Source organism: Paenibacillus sp. CAA11 (assembly GCF_003060825.1).
Lineage (GTDB): Bacteria > Bacillota > Bacilli > Paenibacillales > Paenibacillaceae > Fontibacillus.
This window is the reverse complement of record NZ_CP028922.1, coordinates 745,699-764,194: the sequence shown is the minus strand read 5'-3', so window position 1 is coordinate 764,194 and position 18,496 is coordinate 745,699. Positions and strand designations below refer to the sequence as shown.

Here is an 18,496-nt window from a genome sequence, read left to right as displayed (position 1 = left end):
GCAGGGCAGGCTTGTTTGGTAACAGCCCTTAAGGTTAGCTGCACCATTTCTATACCTATGTAGAGATAACAAGCTTTATGAGGGCAAAAAATGCTTTACTCCCACCATGTCAGACGGTATACTTAAAGCATCGAAATTATTATGAAATCATGTTTCGCAGAATGAAACTCATAGGGGGAAAGCGAATGACTGTTCAAGATTCATTCTCCGCATCACGTACGCTCGAAGTCGGAGGCAAGACCTACCGTTATTATGACCTTCAAGCCCTTGAAGCCCAAGGTTTGGGCAGCGTTTCCAAACTGCCGTTCTCCATCAAGGTTCTGCTCGAAGCGGCTGTACGTCAATTTGACGGCCGGGCCATCACCCAAGAACATGTGAAGCAAATCGCCGGCTGGAGTGATAGTCGCGATGAGAATAAAGAAATCCCCTTCATTCCTGCACGGATTGTGCTGCAGGACTTTACTGGCGTTCCTGTAGTCGTGGATCTCGCCGCAATGCGCGATACCGTCAAGAAGGCGGGAGGAGATCCTAAGCAGATTAACCCGCTTGTTCCTGTAGACCTTGTTATCGACCACTCCGTCATGGTCGACGCCTTCGGCAGCCCCGAAGCGCTTGAATATAATATGAACGTAGAATTTGAACGCAATGAAGAGCGCTACCGCTTCCTTCGCTGGGCCCAAACCGCGTTCAACAATTTCCGCGCCGTTCCTCCAGCCACAGGCATCGTGCACCAGGTTAACCTGGAATATCTGGCGTCCGTAGCGGCAACCAAGGTAGTTGACGGGGAGACCCTCGTATTCCCCGACTCTCTGGTCGGCACAGACTCCCACACCACCATGATCAACGGCCTTGGCGTTGTCGGCTGGGGTGTGGGCGGTATTGAAGCGGAAGCAGGCATGCTCGGACAACCGCTGTATTTTGTAACCCCTGAGGTCATCGGCTTTAAGCTGACCGGCAGCCTGACCGAAGGCGCTACAGCGACCGATCTTGCGCTTACTGTTACCCAAATGCTCCGCAAGAAGGGTGTTGTCGGCAAGTTTGTTGAGTTCTACGGACCGGGTCTTGCCAACATCAGCCTGGCTGACCGGGCAACTGTAGCCAACATGGCTCCTGAATACGGGGCAACGATCGGATATTTCCCGATTGATCATGAGACTTTGAACTATCTTCGCAGCACAGGACGCTCCGATGAGCAAGTAGAGCTGGTCGAAGCCTATTACAAGGCACAAGGGATGTTCCGCACAAGCAGTACGCCGGATCCAGAATTTACGGACCTGATCGAACTCGACCTGGCCTCTGTCGTTCCAAGCTTGGCTGGTCCGAAGCGTCCGCAGGATCGGATCGAGCTGACCGATATGAAGAAAAGCTTCAACGATATTATCCGTACACCTGTAGACAAAGGCGGATACGGCCTCAGCGACGCGAAGATTGCCGAACAAGTATCGGTGAAGCATCCTAATGGGCAGGAGAGCAAGCTTGGCACCGGAGCGGTTGTTATCGCCGCGATCACAAGCTGCACCAACACCTCAAACCCAAGCGTAATGCTCGGGGCAGGCCTGCTGGCCAAGAAGGCCGTTGAGCGCGGGCTAACCAAACCTGCGTATGTGAAGAGCAGCTTGACACCAGGGTCACTTGTGGTGACGGAGTATCTGGAGAAGGCCGGCCTCATCGCCCCGCTGGAGCAGCTTGGCTTCCACGTAGCCGGCTATGGCTGTGCCACCTGTATCGGCAACTCAGGCCCGCTGCCGGATGAAGTCAGCGCGGCGATTGCCGATAATGATCTGACGGTGGCTGCCGTGCTTTCCGGGAACCGGAACTTTGAAGGCCGTGTACACGCCCAGGTAAAGGCCAACTATCTGGCTTCACCGCCGCTGGTCGTTGCCTATGCTCTTGCCGGCACCGTTAACATCGACCTGCAGAATGATCCGCTTGGATATGATCCTGCAGGAGAGCCTGTATATCTGAAGGATATTTGGCCTTCCTCTCAGGAAATCAAAGACGCGATCGGACTGAGTGTCAGCCCGGATATGTTCCGCAGCAAGTACGAGAATGTCTTCACACAGAATGAACGCTGGAACTCAATCCCTGTACCTGAGGGCGAGCTCTATGAATGGGATGAGAAGTCCACTTACATTCAGAACCCGCCATTCTTTAGCAAGCTGGCTGAAGGGCTCCAGGATATTGAAGAAGTTCGTCAAGCCCGCGTGCTCGCACTGCTCGGCGACTCGGTTACAACGGATCATATCTCCCCGGCCGGAAATATTTCGCCGACCAGCCCTGCCGGCATCTACCTGAACGAGCACGGAGTGGCCCGCAAGGATTACAACTCCTACGGCTCACGCCGCGGCAATCACGAAGTGATGATGCGCGGAACATTCGCCAACATCCGGATTCGCAACCAGGTCGCGCCCGGCACAGAGGGTGGCGTAACGAAGTATCTGCCGACGGATACGGTGATGTCGATTTATGATGCCTCTATGAACTACCAGGCCCAAGGTCAGAACCTGATCGTCATCGCCGGCAAGGAATACGGAACAGGAAGCTCCCGCGATTGGGCAGCCAAAGGGACCTATCTGCTGGGCGTGAAGGCCGTCATCGCCGAGAGCTTTGAACGGATCCACCGCAGCAACCTGGTCGGCATGGGCGTCCTGCCGCTCCAATTCCAGGAGGGCACAAGCTGGCACAGCCTCGGGATTGATGGCACAGAAACGTTCGACATCCTGGGACTAAGCAATGAAGTCAAGCCTGGACAACTGCTTACTGTAGTAGTCACCCGTCAAGACGGAACGCAGTTTGAATTCCAGGCTGTAGCGAGACTGGACAGCATGGTGGATGTGGATTACTACCATAACGGAGGTATTCTCCAAACCGTTCTGCGGCAAATGATCGAAGCCTCCCCAGTACAATAAGAGGCTGCTAGTATTCATAAGGCTATATCAAAGAGATAGAGCTCACATTCACGATGTGAGCCCTATCTCTTTTTCTTATATTTTCCCCGCATCCATCTCATCTTATAGCTCAACAAGGAAATAATAAACACTGATGCCTGAGAACAGCAGCACGACCAGCAAAGAGGCTGCAGGAAGAATCTGCTTCCCGGAAATCTCCCTCCGACGTGCCGCATACTCCGTAATGAGGGTCATAAGCTCCATTAGAATAAGCCCCAGAATCCCCAGGCCTGCGAACAGCCAAGTCTCTATACCGGATTTACTTGCATACCGGTCCGGCTGCCCATCACTAAAGTGTACAGGAATCTGCTCCGGCAGCTTAGGATACACCCAGAGATATACCACGATCGGCACTGCTGCAATCAGCCAGGTAACCATGCGCAATACTTTAGTCTTACTCAAAGCTAAATCTCACTTCCTCTCCTCATTAGTTAATTCAACATACTATATAGATTAAACTAAAGTTTAACATTGAATTTTCTGTTATCACAGCCTAATACGGTCCTATAACATTCATTTCTTTAGTTCATTTCTATATAGACAAACAAAAAAACAACTGTTATATTTGTAGTATAACAGTTAAACAACATAGATAAGAAGGGATTACATGCTCATTCAGCTTGATATGCAGTCGGATGTGCCGATCTATACACAACTGGTCAATCAGATTATTGAAGGAATTGCCAGCGGCCGGCTTATTCCGGGAGAAGCCCTTCCATCCGTTCGCAGCCTTGCCTCGGACATCGGTATTAATCTGCATACCGTCAATAAAGCCTATACCCTGCTTAAGCAGGAGGGCTATATTCAGATCCACAGACAGAAGGGCGTCGTGGTCGATCCGGACGGGATGCCTCCCGTCACCCCTGAGTACACAGCCAAACAGCATGATCAGCTGAAACCGATCATCGCCGAAGCAATCTGCCGGGGAATGAGCCAAGAAGAGCTGCTCAGCATCGTACAAAGTATCTACCGGGATATCCTTCCCGAGGAAAAGGAGCTATTGCCATGAGCCTGTTACCGAGTATCTTCATCGTCTTGCTATTTCTTCCTGTCGCTACTATGCAAGTATTCCTCCCTTACTTGACCCGAGAGAATATTAGCTTTGGCGTCACGGTAAGCGAAGAGGTCTATCATAGTGAGCCTGTGGTGAGAATGCGCAAGCAGTATGCACGCACATGCGCTGTGCTGAACGGTGCCCTTCTACTGATCTTCGCTACTGTTACCATTGCCGGAAATGAATCTATTCAGGCCTATGCCATCCCTGCCTATATCTTATTTATCCTTGGATGCTCTACGGCTCTGCATATCCGGTTCCACCGCAAAATGAAGGACTACAAAGCACAGCTGCCTGCCGAAGCAACCCAACCAGCCAAGCTGACGCTGGACACTTCATTCCGAAAGCGCCGTATGGTCCTGTCCAGCAGATGGTATCTCATCCATCTCGTAATCATTGGAGTTAGTATCGGTGCAGCACTGGCCCTGTATGACCGCTTCCCAGACACGATTCCTATGCAATATGACTTCCAGGGGCAGGTCACCCGCAGTGTAGAGAAATCTTACCGGTCCATTCTATTCCCCAATATCATGCAGCTGCTGATGACCGGACTGCTCTTATTCATTAACCTGATCATTCTTAGAAGCAAGCAGCAGCTGAGCCCATCGAATCCTGAACAATCCGCCCGGCAGAATGCCGCATTCCGTTATCGCTGGTCTGTCTTCAACCTGCTGGCAAGCCTTGTTCTAATTTTGCTCTTTGCTTTCATGCAGTGGACTATGCTTTATCCGGTAAACATGCAGGTCTCCTTGCTGGTCAGCCTGGGCATGCCTTTGCTCATTGTATTTGGAGCCATATATCTATCTATTAATACCGGCCAAGGCGGCAGCAGAATTGGGAAGAAAGGGAGCCTGGGCGCCGAAGCGCCAATCAATGACGACAATGCCTGGAAGCTCGGCAGCATCTACTATAACCCGAAGGACCCTGCGGTCTTTGTGGAGAAAAGAATGGGAGTCGGCTGGACTGTCAACTTCGCCCGCCCACTAGCTTGGGTGTTTCTGTTTGCGCCGCTCGTGCTAATTGTGATTGTTGTCCTTGTATTTAATTAGGCAATTCATACCTTTATCTATAACAAGGAGGATTCTTTATGAAAAAAATGAGCAAACCCGTTAGATCCGCTATCGCCGTCTCCCTAGCGTTGTGCATGTCAGTCCCTTCCCTCAGTGCAATTGCGCAAGACGCCTCTTCCGCTCTTATTCCGATCCGGGAGGCCGCTGCCCAAGCAGGAGCTAAAGTGACCTGGGATGCAGCAGCAAAGCGCATAACCGTCACTCAGGGATCAAAGCGCCTAGTCTTGGATCTGAAAGACGCCAAGGCTGAATTTAACGGCCAACCTGTCAATTACCAATCCACTGGCCCGCTGCAAATTACAGACAGCACAACCCTAATTGCTAAGGAGTGGCTCTCAAAATTGTTTACGAATACGACCTCTGTACCGCAAGCCGATACGGCCGACCAATTCCTTCAATACCTGCAATCCGGGGATGGAGCCAGTGCAGCTAAGCTGATGAGCCCGGCACTTCAGCAGGCTCTTCCCGCTCAAGCACTCAGCAGCCTGCTAAGCAACTACGAGAAGGTGTATGGCAAGATTGGCGAGCAAACCGCCAAGGCGGTAAAGGAGAATGCTGTTCATCGTAACGTGGCTTACACGCTAAAAGCAGCCGCTGCCCCTCTTCAAATTACTGTCCGTCTCAATAAAGACAATCTAGTAGATGATCTGAATATCGCTCAGGCCCAGCCTGAGCTGTACCAAAAGCCGGCCTATGACCATCAGGACGCCTACACGGAGGAGGAAGTGACGATCGGGGAAGGCACCTTTGCCCTGCCGGGAACCCTCACCAAGCCAAAAGGCAATGGCCCATTCCCGGTTGTTGTGCTGGTACACGGCTCCGGTCCGCAGGATCGGGACTCTAGTGCCTATGGCGGCAAGCCGCTGCGGGACCTCGCTGCTGGCTTGGCCTCTGAAGGAATTGCCGTACTTCGTTATGACAAGATTACCTATGAGCATACTTTCAAAATAGCAGCCCTTCCCAAATTCACGCTGAAGGACGAGACGGTAAAGGATGCCCTTGCGGCCGTGCAATTGCTCAAAGGGATAAAAGACATTGACGCTTCACGTATCTTCGTCGCAGGACACAGCCAGGGCGGCTTCGCCATGCCGCTGATCGAGCAGGCAGATACAACTAGAAATATTGCCGGAACGATTCTGCTGTCCGCGCCCAGCTCCAGATTTGTAGATGTGACTGTGAAGCAGCAGGATGAACTGATCAGCCGGGTCAAACAGCTTGGACAGGACACCGCTCCGTATGAACAGCAGGCTGCGGTTTGGAAGTCAATCGCACAAATGGTCAATGACCCGCAGTATTCCACAGACAATATGCCTGCCAATTTCCCGCTTTCCCCGGCGTATTGGTGGTATGAGCAGCGGGACTATAAGCCAACCGATCTCGCTAAGCAGCAGCAGGGGCCAATGCTGATTCTCCAGGGTGAAAACGACTGGCAGGTGCCGATGAGTGAGTTCAACACCTGGAAAAAGGAGCTCAAGGATCGTAAGGATGTAGAGTATAAATCCTATCCGAAAGTGAATCATCTGCTCAGCGAGGTAAATACCCTCTCCACCGGCCAGGATTATATGCAACCCCTTAATGTATCGCCTGCCATCATTCAAGATATTGCTGCCTGGATTAAGAAGACAAAATAATGATATGATATGAAAAAATGACGGTGCAGGGATTCACTCCCGACACCGTCATTTCTTTGTATTTGATACCGCCTGCGACTATTCCTAGGCTCCTGTCTTATTTCACCTTTACCGTCATTTCTATTTCCTTCACGTAATGTTTTATAATTTGGCCGTTCTCGTCCAACTTATACGCCCCAGTGGTTGCTCCGGTTTCTTCAAATTCCGGTTTGTATGCTTTCAGCGTAATCGACTTCACATTTTTCCCCAAAGGAGCCAGCACATAATCATTGTACATGTCCCCAGTTTTGGTGTTCTGGTCGCTTCCAAACCCGGAAATCAATTTCAGCACTTTGCCTTGATCATCCACAAACTCATAACTAATATCCGATGGCTTATTCTTCGGAAGCCCTTTTTCGATCAACTGAACTCGGGTAGAAGTTGAGGTCGCGTTAAGCTTGCTAAAATTGACGGTTAGGTTGCCCGATTTTTTGGATAAGTTCGGCTTGAGGGCAATCGGTGTACCGGCAGACTTTTGCATCGCGAGATCAAATGTATAAGGTTTGGCAACCCCCTGCAGCGTGACCTTTACAGTCAATTTGAACTTGTTCGCAAAGGTAAACTGTTGACCGCCAAGCCATGAAGGATCAACTATATTAATTTCAGCCTGGTCCGGGGTGGAACCAGGGCTCCAGCCCGCGATTGGTCTTTCTCCCATGTTTTTGCCGATATTCTCTATTTTCTTACCGTCTATTAAAAATTCTATACGTTTAATCGCACCTTTTTTATAGACCATATCCTGAGTTTTCTCATCAAATTCCCCTTCTGCTACGCCTCCATCCAATCCCTGGCCGCTGCGTTGCAGTGTAACTTTAATATAGTTCCCATCATACATCGCCTGGCTAACCCCTAGCGTAATGCCATCTTGTTTAATGCTCTTAACTGCCTTTGGCGCCGCGGCGCCAAAAACTGCCGGTGCCTTGCCCTGCTCCGCATGAGCCGTCGAGGAAGCCATCTCCCCCGCGGCTCCGCTAATAAGCATACCTGCCAATGCTGCTGTAGTAATTACTCTGAATCTTTTTTTCATCATCAAGTCCTCCAGATTATTTATTTAAAGTTTGATATATTTTTTCCAACCTAGTCCGATCCACTTGGACGGTCATTTCCAATTCTTCGATATAATTTTTGATGAGCTCTCCATGAGAATCGACTTTAAAGGCTCCAGAAAAGGTTAAAGGATCCTCTTTCTCCGGAATGAATGCCTTGAGTGTCACGGTTTCCGGCGTATCCGTAAATCCTTCAAACAATACTTCGTTATGCAGTTCCATTTGGTCATCGTTCGTGTATCCCCCAACCCCGGAGACTAGACCAAGCTTTCTGCCACGATCATCCCACACCTCAAAGAGCAGACGATCTCTCCACAGCTTAGCCTCCTTATCGCTTGACCGGATATTGATGCTTACTCTCGCTGTTATCGGGGAAAACTGGATTTGTTCTAGGGTAACCTGGTTTCCTCTCCACTCCCTTACTTCTTGGAAAGATTGCGTCATATTCTCGACATTTTTACGCACAGGAATATTAAAAGAATATGGCTCAGCAATTCCCTCAAGCCGGAATTCAACCTTCAATTCAAACTCGTCCGGTAGAAATTCCTCCGTCTCGCCCGATCTAGGAAAGCCCGACAATTCATAGATTACTGAATTTGGGTCGGACGTTCCTTTTGAACCCAGACTGAATTCCCTTCCGCCCGAATGGTCGGCAATCGACTTCCCGTCAATCCAAAAATCAGTGGATTTAATCGCCCCCCTAGGATAAACCTCCCTTTGCCCATTCCCTATCAATCTCACGTCGTTGATTGTACCGAATAACCCTTCTCCTTCACGCGTTACCGCCAGAGAAACCCGGGTTCCATCATAGACAATCTGCGGGATGCTAAGCGTGATCCCTTCATGGGTCACACTGGCATCTAGCTTCGTCGTGAGCCCCCTTTCATCCGCTATCTGTAATCCCATATCGTTGGCCAGCTTGAAGATACCGCCAATCAGCGGAATGTTCTTCAGCGAATCCGCCATGGCCGGCGATATTATGGCGCCGCCTAGGCCCCCGATCAGAGCGATCATAGCCGCTGCCGCAGTAACTAAGGCAGCCTTGCGAGTCCTGCGGAATTTGGAGGTTTGGCCGCTTCTGCTTCTCATCGGAAGGTCGACCAAAGAGGCATAGACTTCATCCTGCCGGCGGCGGATCATTTCCGGAACCTCTGGCAACGGCTCCTTGCCAATTTCCCGCAATTCTTTATCCACATCAAACACCTTCATAAGCCAGCCCCTCCTTCCGAATCGTTTTTACTATATCAACCAATATTCCGCGGGCTCTATGAAGACGCGCTCTGACCGCTCCCTCGGAAATATCCAGAACGCTGGCTATTTGTTTGGTCGATAAATCCTGATAATAGAACAAGTGAACAACAATACGTAAGGACTCATCCAAATTCTCCACGGCTTCCCTAAGATCATCTTTGCGGCTGTCCTCGAAATAAGATGACGGACGATAGGCTACCGCCTCCTCCGGCAGTTCCGCCATAGTCACGACTCTTTTACGAACGCGAAGCAGCTGGTTGCATTCATTGATCAGAATCCGAATAACCCAGGTTTTAAAATATTTTGGCTTGCGCAATGCCGATATTGATTTATACGCTTTAAGCGTCGTTTCCTGAAATGCGTCCGCACAGTCTTCATCACGTCTCAAAATGGACTTCGCCAAACTGTACAGCTCGGGCTCCAGCTTCCGGAATAGCCGAATAAATGCCTCACGATCTCCCCGCTGCGCACGCTTGACTTCCAGTTCCATATCTTGCTGCACGAATTTCACTCCTTTTAAGGGCCCTCTATAGAATTAGATGGGTGAGCATACCAAAATGTTATATTTACGAAAAAAAAGTTTTACCTCTGGTGATATTTTTACGGATGCGGCCAAATAAGACGATTTCACCCTATGCTTAAAACAAAGAAATGGCGGTGCAGGGATCAACCCCCAAGCACCGCCATTGCACACTTTCAGATGATTTTTTGGATTAGGCAAATTTCAAAGCTATCAAGGATGGACTGACATCGCAGTTCCTTCATAAGATACGTATAAGAAAGAGCATTAGCCTTGCAGCCCGGTGAACTATTATGGCAACATGATTCCCATCTCGCGTGCGGCTTCAATCAGCACAGGACCATATTCATCCAGCCGCTCCACCGTAAGCCGGCTGACCGGCCCGGAGAGGGACAGCGCATAGAACGCTTGGCCGCTGCGGCTGTAGATAGGAGCCGATACGGCCGAAGCGCCCGGCTCTCTCTCCTCATAGCTAATCGCATAGCCTTGCTGCCGAATCTGATCCAGCTGGGCCTGATAGGCTTCTCTGCTCACGGCTTCAGGCCAATCGGGCTGCTCCAGCAGCGATTGCCGGAAGGCCGAATCGGCAAAGGCAACCAGCACCTTGCTGGAAGCACCAACATAGAGCGGCAGCCTTGCTCCAACCGGAGCCACCCGGCGGATCGCCTGATTGCTCTGGACGGCCTGGATGCGCAGCCGGTCATAGCCATCCCTCACATATAAGCTGACCGTCTCCCCGAGCCGGTCCCGTAGTTTCTCCATTTGCGGAAGCAGCAGTATGGCCGGGTCATCGCTGTGTGACAGATGCATCGACAGCTCCCAGATCTTCATCCCAAGCTTGTACTTGTCCGTCGCCTGATCCCGAATAACGAACCCCCGCTCTTCAAGCGTAGTCAGGAGCCTATGGACCGTGCTTTTATGTAGTCCGATTTGCCCTGAAATTTCGGTCAGCCCAAGATCACTGCCTGTCGTAAAGCACATTAATATATCCAACGCTCGCTCAACCGCACGAACCGTTAATTTTCGATCTTCCAAGAAGAGCACCCCTTCAATAGTTTCACAGTATGAAACTTGGTTACATAAATTATATACGATTACCAACACTTCGTCTATATAAGAGAAGCCTGGCCTCCAAATTAATCCTGGGTCATTGACTTTGAAGCGGACCAGGCTTACGATATTCTGTAACGATTACCTATAAATCGTCTTTTTTCGACATAAATCCGATTCATCGGACTTTTTCATATCTTGAACTCAAGGAGGGCTACGATGAATACAACACGCAGCGGCGCCCCCCTGCAGGGCGTGCGTGATACGGATTCCGGTCAGCAGCCCGTTCTGTCCACGCGTCTCATTCGTTTCAAGCATGTTCTGATTGCGTTCATCATGTCTATTGTCTTCTTTCTTTTGTTCTGCTTTATCGCCCTGCATGGCTTCATTGCCTGGGTTCTCTCCAATCCGACGGTCGCTCCGCTGTATTCCAATCCGCTTCTTGCCAAAGGCATGAAATATGAAGATATTTCTTTTGGCGCTATTGATGGCAGCCGCACCATGTACGGATGGTATATCCCGGCAGAAGGCTCCTCGAACAAGACGATCGTCTTCAGCCATGGTTATGGAGCTAATCGGGAGGAATCCTGGATTCCTATGTATGATTTGGCACATTTCGCCCATCGTCTGAACTTCAACGTCATTATGTTCGACTATGGCTTTGCGGCGCAGGACAGCAAAGAGGTCGCCACAGGCGGCAAGAAGGAAGCCCAGCAGCTGCTGGGGGCAATTCAGTATGCCAAGCAGCACGGCGCTAAGCAGATCATTGTATGGGGCTTCTCCATGGGCGCTGGAACCGCCCTGCAGGCAGGACTGACCACGAAGGACGTGGATGCCATGATTCTGGACAGCACGTTTTTGCTGGAACCGGACACCCTTTACCACAACATACACCAAAAGCTTAATCTTCCGGAGCATCCTTCTATTGAGATCATGGAGCTGCTGCTCCCGGTGCTCAACGGAACTAGCCTGCGGCAGATCCCGTATCCCGAAGTGAAGAAGAAGGACTACCCATTCCCTATCTTCTTTATTCATGGTACAGAGGATGCTAAGGCTCCTTACCCTATTGCAGAGAAGCTTGCTGCCAATCAGACCAATCCGCTCTCAGAGCATTGGATCGTACAGGGCTCGCATCATGAGCTGATCTTCAGAGAGCATTCCAAGGAATACCTGCGGAGGGTGTCTACCTTCCTCAGTCAGGTAAATGCCTCCTTGAATTCTTCATCACAAAGTTCCTACTAGAATAGGCATAGGCCAATCCTGTCTCGTCATACATTCTAAAATAAGAATGTCTACCCGAGGAGGTACGGTCTATGCTTTTTGTTTACGGGTCCTATTTACCCGTACGAATTCTAGAAGAGATTCGCTTTTGGAAACAGCAGGAGAGAGAGCATGTCGACGTCATCAAGGCCATTGTTCCATCCCTTGAGCCCCCCTATGTCAAATTGCTTGACGAGTGGGCCAAGGTGTTCGGCGACACCGAAGAAGCAGCAGATGCGCTGCTCCGCCACGGTATCCAGCAAGGCATCTATGCTGCGCCGCATCCTGAGTTCATTCGCCAGACCGAAAGGCTGCTGGCCGTATCCTGCCGTCAATCCAGGGAATGGATTAGACAGCTTTACATTTTACTGGAGCAAAGCAAAGCCGTTCAATCCATCCCGCTTGCCCGAGTGGTTCTGCTCCATATCATCAGGGAATCCGAGTACTTCCTCCAGGTGCTGGAGGCGCTGAATCATCCCGGCAGGATCGCTGCTCAGGCAGCAGCAGGAGGCCGGGAACTTCATGAATTCCGGCATAGAGACCCGTCGTCTGCGCAGCAGCCAGCTGCTTCTGCTCCGGCGGCACCGGATGCGCAAGAGCCGGCAGCCAGCCGGGAGCCAGCGGGCCAAAGCCCATCTGGTCCTCCTGTCCCGATTGGCGGGCACAAGCTTCCGCCGCTTCCCTACCCTTACAACGCGCTTGAGCCTTATATTGACGAGAAAACCGTTCGCATTCACCATGACGTACACCATCTCAGTTATGTAGATGGTCTTAACCTAGCAGAGAAGAAGCTGGAGGAGGCCCGCAAGACAGGCAATTTTGACCTGATCAAGCACTGGGAACGTGAGCTTGCCTTCAACGGAGCCGGGCACTACCTGCATACCATCTATTGGGACACGATGAACCCCAAGGGCGGAGGCAAGCCCGAAGGCGCGCTGGCTCAGCAGATCCGCAAAGACTTCGGAAGCTATGAAGCCTTCCGCAAGCAATTCTCGCAGGCCGCCGAGAAGGTCGAGGGCGGAGGCTGGGCAATTCTTGTCTGGAGCCCGCGCAGCCACCGGCTGGAGATTTTACAAGCCGAGAAGCATCAGAATCTATCCCAGTGGGACGTAGTTCCTCTGCTTCCGCTCGATGTCTGGGAACATTCCTACTATTTGAAGCATCAGAACCAGCGTAAGAATTATATTGCTGATTGGTGGAATATCGTCTATTGGCCAAAGGTTCAAGAACGCTTCGAGCAGGCAGAAAAACTGAGATGGACTCCTTACTGATTTCCGGTTTAGAGCGAAAAGGCCCCTTGATTTTATTTCTAAGAGAGGCCTTTTTTGCGTTATATATCAAATATAATGACCCTGAAGTCTAATCAGCATCGTATCTTTGCTTCATCTTCTCTGTCATTTCTTCTATAACGTCAGCCGGTACTTGAGGCGGTACCTGCAGTATCCGGCCGCCGAAGCATTCCGCTGCCGCTACAAGCAGGGCATCCGTAAAGTCAGCTGTGCTCCGAACGCCAGCCAGCTCCTGCAGGCTGCCCATGGTCCCCAGCTCCACCTGAGGATAGCCTGTATCCAGATCGCCCGCCGCCTCCTCATAGAAGCTCCGCACCTGCCGGGCAAGGTCATCTCCGCTTCCCTCTACAATGACGAAGGCGCTGACAATATAAGCCTTAGCCAATCTGCGCTGGGCAATCCCGCAGAACTTCTGGCCAGCCACGCTTAAATCATAGTCTCCGGGACAAAAGGCACCGCTGATTTCCCCAGCGCGAGCCTCTTCTGTCCACGGCAGGAGCGCCCGCCCGATCAAGCCGGACAGCCTTTTAAAATCGTCATGAATATTTACCGATCTGCCGGGATTCGGCAGAATCATCGAAAGATTCACGATGCCTGCGGTCAGCGGAACCGCTGCCCCGCCCGACGGCCGGACGGCCACAGACCAGCCCTCATTCCGCAGCCGGTCAAGCGCCTGCTGTGCCATAGGCAATCTGCGGTCCCTAAGCCCAGCGACAAACGCCCGGGGATGTCGCCAAACATGAAGCAGCGGCGGATAGCCCTGCCCTACCTGTCTGCACATCCATTCCTCCCAGGCGAACGGGTACACCGCATCAGTTGTGCCGTCATACAGAGGAGCCTCCCAGATCTCAAGACCGGGCAGCTGCCAATCTTCCATCCACTTAGCTAAGCTCATCTCCCTGCACTCCTTTCGATAAGATAAAAGGCCCCGCCCCAAGGGGCAAGGCCTAAGTCAATTCGAATCTTAACCTTTAATGAGAGACAGGAATTCGGCTCTCGATGCCGCATCTGTGCGGAAGCTGCCGCGTACAGCGGAGGTCATCGTCTTGCTTCCAGGTTTCTTTACGCCCCGTGCGCACATGCACAGATGCTCCCCTTCCACAACGACCATAACGCCTTCTGGCTTAAGCACCTCGTCCATAATGTCCGCAATCTGTGAAGTGATACGCTCTTGAACCTGCAGACGACGGGTTACTGCCTCTACCAGACGAGCCAGCTTACTAAGCCCGGCGATTCTTCCGCTAGGAATATACCCAATATGCGCTTTCCCGAAGAAAGGCGCCATATGGTGCTCACACTGGCTGTAATAGACAATGTCCTTAACAATTACCAGCTCCTGATGATTCTCTTCAAAGGTAACGCCTAGCGCCTCACGAGGGTCCACAGCATAGCCGCCGAATATCTCTTCGTACATCCGGGTTACTCGTGCGGGTGTCTCTAGAAGCCCTTCGCGTTCTACATCCTCACCGATCAGCTTCAGAATCTCACGAACATGGTGCTCGATCTTCTCGCGGTTATCGCCCACCTGTAAATTTACATAATCTTTGAGTCCTGCCATCTTTTGTGCCCCTCCTTCCTGCATCTAAGTTTGTTGGCTTTTATTTTTTTCTCCGGTTTGCTCCCGGTTTAGTACTTTGATTCTTCATCATTTGCTGAGCGCGCTGCATTTGCTTGCCGTTCAGATTATAGCCCATCTGCTTAGCCATCTTCTGAAGCATTTGCGGGTCACTCTGCATCTTGGTCAATTGCTTGCGCAGGTAGAAAACTCCGATTGCAAATCCGGCAATCAGACCAACGATCAACGTAATGATCGGAATAATAACATCCCACATGGTTAGCCACCCCTGTAATCCAAATTAGTACCTAGTGTAATGCACTAAATTATAATAGCATTCCTCATAGGACGAGGCAAATGATATTCAAGCCAGAACCGCTTCAATAAACAGTGTCGTTTCCGAGGACAAATCCACTTCTTTAATCTCCAGATCTCCCTCATAGCCTCTGACCACCCGAATGACCGGACGGCTTGGAAGACCCCGATGCTGACTGATGACAACCCCGGTCTCTTTGTTGGAGAGTCTTACGGGCGTTCCATTAGGATAAATGGAGATGATTCTTGTAAATTCAATCAGTGCCTGATGGTCAAGCTCCTGTTCTGAAGCCGCCATAAGCCGTTCACAGGCTTCATGAGGTTGAAGAGCGACGTCCACTCCCCCAGAGCCTCCGCCAAGAAGATTATCATACATGTTGGCAATGGCGACAATTCGGGGATAGAGATGAATATCCTGTCCCGACAGGCCGCGCGGATGACCGGTTCCATTCAGCTTCTCATGATGCTGAAGAGCCGTATGGGCGATTAGAAGGTTCCATTCCCGCTTGTTCTTAAGCGTCTCAAAGCCGCGCCAGGTATGATGGCCCTTCCCCTGCTCATCGGTTTGTCCGTGAAGAATCCCGCTCTTCCCTATATCATGCAGCAGGGCGCCTATGGCAAGATCCTTGAGCTGCCCTTGATTCAGACCCATATTCGCGCCGATCATCACCGAGATCAAGCACACGTTAATGGCATGAACATACTCCGCATTGTCTTCGGTTCGAATCTCGGTCAGCTGAAGCATCACGTCCTTCTGGTTCAGCACGTCCTTCAGCAGATCATCCACACTGCCGGATACTTTGCGGGTACTCCACTCCTTGCCTGATCGCACGGCCTGCATCGCTTGATTCATTTCCCGGTACACCGCCCGCTTGGTTTGTTCGCTAAGCAGCTCCGGTATTTCCACATCTGCAAAAAGCTCATCCTCGATATACAAATTCGTCACGCCAATTCGATTCAGCGTGTTAATCATATATACCGTTAATTGAACACCTGCGGACAGCAATACGGTTCCATTGGCAGAATAGACTGTCTTGCCCAGCTTCTGTCCGGGTTCAACATCCTCCATGACGACATATTTCATTCAGGGCTCCCCTGCTCCAAGGCAAGGAGCTGCTCCTTAATAGATAGTCCGCCTCCGTAGCCTACAAGCTTGCCGCTAACTCCGATGACCCGATGGCACGGGATAATAATTGAAATTGGATTCTTGTTGTTGGCCCCGCCCACAGCACGGACGGCAGACGGCTGGCCAATTCGCTCTGCAATGTCCTTATACGAGGCTGTCTCTCCATAAGGAATGCTGCAAAGCTCCTTCCATACCTTCAGTTGGAATGGCGTTCCGTAGAGATCGAGCTCCAACTCAAAAGCCTTGCGTCTGCCGGTAAAATATTCGGCCAGCTGCTCTGCAGCTGGCTGGAGAGCTTCCTTAGAGCGGATAAGTTCTGCTCCGGGAACCCTCTTGTCCAGCCATGCCCGGCTCAGCTGCTCTGTATCGGCAAAGCTGCCAAATTCGATGAGGCACAGCCCCTTCTCCGTACGGTATAAGGTCAGCGTTCCAATCGGTGACTGAACCTCATTGTAGTGAACCCGAGGTTGCTTCTGCTCTCGATGATTCCCCGGTTCGTCCCCAGGCTGCCGCTCTGGCTTCTGCTCAGCTGAGAGCTCTGTTCTCAGCTTGCTCAGCGCCTTCTGCTGATAAGAGATTACCGAATCGTCCTTCTCTGTCTGTAATGCCATTTCAATGGCGTGCATTGCTTCATTCCCCCCGATTCGGCCTAGTGCCCATGCCGCAGTCCCTCTAAGCTCGGGACGCGGATCATTATTTAATATATCTATTAATTTCGGCACAGCGGAGGCATCTTTGAAGTTCCCCAGCGCAATTACTGCATTTCGCTGGATCGGCTTCTTGCCGCGCCACGCCGCAGCACTGTGACCGAACCGTTCCTTGAATTCCCGGTTCGACAGATCAAGCAGCGGCAGCAGCAGAGGCTTCGCCACCTCCGGATCGGGCTGAAGCTCAGGACGATGCTCCCAATGCTTGCCCCTGTTCTTAGGACAGACAATTTGGCAAGTATCACATCCGTACAAACGGTTACCGATCTTCAGCATGAACTCATCCTCCAGCAGACCCTTGGTCTGGGTTAGGAAGGATACGCAGCGCTGTGCGTTCAGCACCCCGTCTCCAACCAAGGCTCCGGTAGGACACGCATCAAGACACTTCGTGCATTCGCCGCAATCCTCGGTAACCGGACTGTCGGGCGGAAACGGAATGTTCGTAATCATCTCCCCGAGATAAATCCAGGAGCCCCATTTCGGGGAAATAATCAGACCATTCTTCCCGCCAAAGCCTATTCCCGCCCGACGGGCCACGGCACGGTCGTTCAGCACGCCTGTATCCACCATGCTTTCAACCCGCGCTTCTGGTACCTTGGAGAGAATCAACGCCTCAAGCTTTCCCAGAGCTTCGCGAAGCACATGATGGTAGTCCTTGCCCCAGGCGGATCTGGCCAGAATTCCCCTGTTCTTTCCAGGCTCGGATTTCGGCGGATTCTTCATCTTGGAAGGATAGGCAACAGCAATTGAAATAATCGATGCCGCTCCATTCAGACTTAATTCAGGATAGACCCGCTTGTCGATATCAGGCTCTTCAAATCCAGACTCATAGCCCATGCTGCGGCTGAATTCTAGCGCCGCCTTCAAAGATAGAAACGGATCTGCCGTGGCAAATCCGATATCATCGATACCTAAATCAGATGCAGCTTCTTTGATTTCTTGTTTGAGCCTCTCCCACATGGCCGCTTCACCTGTATGGGCAGAATTAGACAGCGTCACTTCATTATTCACCTCATTATTTATAGCCTTCCCACACTTTATATTTAACAGGCAGTAGAAAGCCCGTTCCTATACATTATTATTCTTCCCTGAGCCCTACATAAATAGAAAAGCATACCGACCACCGTAAACGCAACGGATGGAGATATGCTTCATAATAGAAGATTATAGCTGCTCAACTTAAGACTTAAGATCTGGATAAAGATGATACAGCAGCAATGCTCAGTTTCTGAAAAGCTTCTAGGATCCGATTGGCGTAGCCCATCGCCTCATACAGCGGCATAGCAGCTTGGTTATGCTCGTCTCCCGCAACCATAATGTGGCTGACCTTGCGCTGCTGGAAACGCTGTTCCATAGCTGTAACAAGCGCTTTGCCAACTCCTCTGCGGCGATAGTCAGGATGAACGGCAACCCGGTAAATACACCCGAAATTTTGATCAATGGTGCCGATGAGTGCGCCGACAATCTCGCCTTCAACTTCCGTAACCATAATCAGTTCAGAATCATAAGACAGCTGTCTAGCGAATGCACGCTTTGTATCTTCGTAGCATTCTTCCGATAACGCCATCTGCAAAAGCTCAGTCACTTGATTGACATCGCTCAACTGAAAGGAACGAACCCGCATGCTTCTTATCT

General features: G+C 51.1%; 17 protein-coding genes. 6 read left to right on the top strand and 11 right to left on the bottom strand.

Going from position 1 to position 18,496, the window contains the following annotated elements; all coding sequences use genetic code 11:
- The first annotated feature begins 185 nt into the window (after positions 1–185).
- Entirely contained in the window at positions 186–2,909 is a 2,724-nt protein-coding gene (gene acnA, locus DCC85_RS03375) for an aconitate hydratase AcnA (RefSeq protein WP_108464301.1), read from the top strand.
- 102 nt (positions 2,910–3,011) lie between these two features.
- Here acnA and DCC85_RS03370 read toward each other — a convergent pair whose 3' ends face one another.
- Complete coding sequence (locus DCC85_RS03370) at positions 3,012–3,350, bottom strand: DUF1648 domain-containing protein (protein ID WP_108464300.1); 339 nt, start codon at positions 3,348–3,350, stop codon at positions 3,012–3,014.
- Between the two features lie 205 nt (positions 3,351–3,555).
- On the opposite strand from DCC85_RS03370, the gene DCC85_RS03365 reads away from it, so the two are divergent.
- From DCC85_RS03365 to DCC85_RS03355, 3 genes are read left to right on the top strand one after another with little or no spacing between them, the layout of a single operon-like run.
- Complete coding sequence (locus DCC85_RS03365; RefSeq protein WP_108464299.1) at positions 3,556–3,957, top strand: GntR family transcriptional regulator; 402 nt, start codon at positions 3,556–3,558, stop codon at positions 3,955–3,957.
- Entirely contained in the window at positions 3,954–5,051 is a 1,098-nt protein-coding gene (locus DCC85_RS03360) for a DUF1648 domain-containing protein (protein WP_108464298.1), read from the top strand. The genes DCC85_RS03365 and DCC85_RS03360 overlap by 4 nt, the downstream gene beginning before the upstream one ends.
- A 38-nt stretch (positions 5,052–5,089) precedes the next feature.
- On the top strand, positions 5,090–6,703 hold the full coding sequence (locus DCC85_RS03355) for an alpha/beta hydrolase family protein (RefSeq protein ID WP_108464297.1): 1,614 nt from the start codon (positions 5,090–5,092) through the stop codon (positions 6,701–6,703).
- 97 nt (positions 6,704–6,800) lie between these two features.
- Here the strand turns inward: DCC85_RS03355 and DCC85_RS03350 are convergent, their stop codons facing one another.
- The 4 genes from DCC85_RS03350 to DCC85_RS03335 form a co-directional block, all read right to left on the bottom strand.
- Positions 6,801–7,772, bottom strand: coding sequence for a DUF5643 domain-containing protein (locus tag DCC85_RS03350; protein WP_234414326.1), 972 nt, complete (start codon positions 7,770–7,772; stop codon positions 6,801–6,803).
- A gap of 13 nt (positions 7,773–7,785) precedes the next feature.
- Complete coding sequence (locus DCC85_RS03345) at positions 7,786–8,997, bottom strand: DUF4179 domain-containing protein (RefSeq protein ID WP_108464295.1); 1,212 nt, start codon at positions 8,995–8,997, stop codon at positions 7,786–7,788.
- On the bottom strand, positions 8,984–9,541 hold the full coding sequence (locus tag DCC85_RS03340) for an RNA polymerase sigma factor (protein ID WP_234414325.1): 558 nt from the start codon (positions 9,539–9,541) through the stop codon (positions 8,984–8,986). The genes DCC85_RS03345 and DCC85_RS03340 overlap by 14 nt, the downstream gene beginning before the upstream one ends.
- A 309-nt stretch (positions 9,542–9,850) precedes the next feature.
- Positions 9,851–10,594, bottom strand: a complete 744-nt coding sequence (locus tag DCC85_RS03335) for an IclR family transcriptional regulator (RefSeq protein WP_108464294.1) — start codon at positions 10,592–10,594, stop codon at positions 9,851–9,853.
- Positions 10,595–10,828: 234 nt separating this feature from the next.
- Between DCC85_RS03335 and DCC85_RS03330 the strand changes: the two genes are divergently transcribed.
- Together DCC85_RS03330 and DCC85_RS03325 are read left to right on the top strand one after the other, a co-directional pair.
- Positions 10,829–11,851: an alpha/beta hydrolase gene (locus tag DCC85_RS03330; protein WP_108464293.1), complete on the top strand. Its 1,023-nt coding sequence runs from the start codon at positions 10,829–10,831 to the stop codon at positions 11,849–11,851.
- Positions 11,852–11,922: 71 nt separating this feature from the next.
- Positions 11,923–13,140, top strand: a complete 1,218-nt coding sequence (locus DCC85_RS03325) for a Fe-Mn family superoxide dismutase (protein WP_108464292.1) — start codon at positions 11,923–11,925, stop codon at positions 13,138–13,140.
- An 88-nt stretch (positions 13,141–13,228) separates the two neighbouring features.
- On the opposite strand, the gene DCC85_RS03320 is transcribed toward DCC85_RS03325, so the two are convergent.
- The 6 genes from DCC85_RS03320 to DCC85_RS03295 form a co-directional block, all read right to left on the bottom strand.
- Positions 13,229–14,053 (bottom strand): lipoate--protein ligase family protein, encoded by an 825-nt coding sequence (locus DCC85_RS03320; RefSeq protein WP_108464291.1) that lies wholly within the window; start codon positions 14,051–14,053, stop codon positions 13,229–13,231.
- 69 nt (positions 14,054–14,122) lie between these two features.
- Positions 14,123–14,716: a GTP cyclohydrolase I FolE gene (folE, locus tag DCC85_RS03315; protein ID WP_108464290.1), complete on the bottom strand. Its 594-nt coding sequence runs from the start codon at positions 14,714–14,716 to the stop codon at positions 14,123–14,125.
- Positions 14,717–14,756: 40 nt separating this feature from the next.
- Positions 14,757–14,990 (bottom strand): YneF family protein, encoded by a 234-nt coding sequence (locus DCC85_RS03310; protein ID WP_108464289.1) that lies wholly within the window; start codon positions 14,988–14,990, stop codon positions 14,757–14,759.
- A gap of 87 nt (positions 14,991–15,077) precedes the next feature.
- Positions 15,078–16,112: an HD-GYP domain-containing protein gene (locus tag DCC85_RS03305; RefSeq protein WP_108464288.1), complete on the bottom strand. Its 1,035-nt coding sequence runs from the start codon at positions 16,110–16,112 to the stop codon at positions 15,078–15,080.
- On the bottom strand, positions 16,109–17,821 hold the full coding sequence (gene queG, locus DCC85_RS03300; RefSeq protein WP_108467702.1) for a tRNA epoxyqueuosine(34) reductase QueG: 1,713 nt from the start codon (positions 17,819–17,821) through the stop codon (positions 16,109–16,111). The genes DCC85_RS03305 and queG overlap by 4 nt, the downstream gene beginning before the upstream one ends.
- A gap of 226 nt (positions 17,822–18,047) precedes the next feature.
- Positions 18,048–18,485 carry a GNAT family N-acetyltransferase gene (locus DCC85_RS03295; RefSeq protein WP_108464287.1) on the bottom strand — a complete coding sequence of 146 codons (438 nt, stop codon included), beginning with the start codon at positions 18,483–18,485 and terminating at the stop codon, positions 18,048–18,050.
- Between the last annotated feature and the right edge of the window lie 11 nt (positions 18,486–18,496).

Coding starts and splice junctions, on each gene's coding strand:
- DCC85_RS03360 (WP_108464298.1), top strand. CDS start 3,954: ATGAGCCTGTTACCGAGTATCTTCATCGTCTTGCTATTTCTTCCTGTC.
- DCC85_RS03365 (WP_108464299.1), top strand. CDS start 3,556: ATGCTCATTCAGCTTGATATGCAGTCGGATGTGCCGATCTATACACAA.
- DCC85_RS03295 (WP_108464287.1), bottom strand. CDS start 18,485: ATGCGGGTTCGTTCCTTTCAGTTGAGCGATGTCAATCAAGTGACTGAG.
- DCC85_RS03320 (WP_108464291.1), bottom strand. CDS start 14,053: ATGAGCTTAGCTAAGTGGATGGAAGATTGGCAGCTGCCCGGTCTTGAG.
- DCC85_RS03325 (WP_108464292.1), top strand. CDS start 11,923: ATGCTTTTTGTTTACGGGTCCTATTTACCCGTACGAATTCTAGAAGAG.
- DCC85_RS03350 (WP_234414326.1), bottom strand. CDS start 7,772: ATGATGAAAAAAAGATTCAGAGTAATTACTACAGCAGCATTGGCAGGT.
- folE (WP_108464290.1), bottom strand. CDS start 14,716: ATGGCAGGACTCAAAGATTATGTAAATTTACAGGTGGGCGATAACCGC.
- DCC85_RS03310 (WP_108464289.1), bottom strand. CDS start 14,990: ATGTGGGATGTTATTATTCCGATCATTACGTTGATCGTTGGTCTGATT.
- DCC85_RS03305 (WP_108464288.1), bottom strand. CDS start 16,112: ATGAAATATGTCGTCATGGAGGATGTTGAACCCGGACAGAAGCTGGGC.
- queG (WP_108467702.1), bottom strand. CDS start 17,821: ATGTGGGAGAGGCTCAAACAAGAAATCAAAGAAGCTGCATCTGATTTA.
- DCC85_RS03355 (WP_108464297.1), top strand. CDS start 5,090: ATGAAAAAAATGAGCAAACCCGTTAGATCCGCTATCGCCGTCTCCCTA.
- DCC85_RS03330 (WP_108464293.1), top strand. CDS start 10,829: ATGAATACAACACGCAGCGGCGCCCCCCTGCAGGGCGTGCGTGATACG.
- acnA (WP_108464301.1), top strand. CDS start 186: ATGACTGTTCAAGATTCATTCTCCGCATCACGTACGCTCGAAGTCGGA.
- DCC85_RS03345 (WP_108464295.1), bottom strand. CDS start 8,997: ATGAAGGTGTTTGATGTGGATAAAGAATTGCGGGAAATTGGCAAGGAG.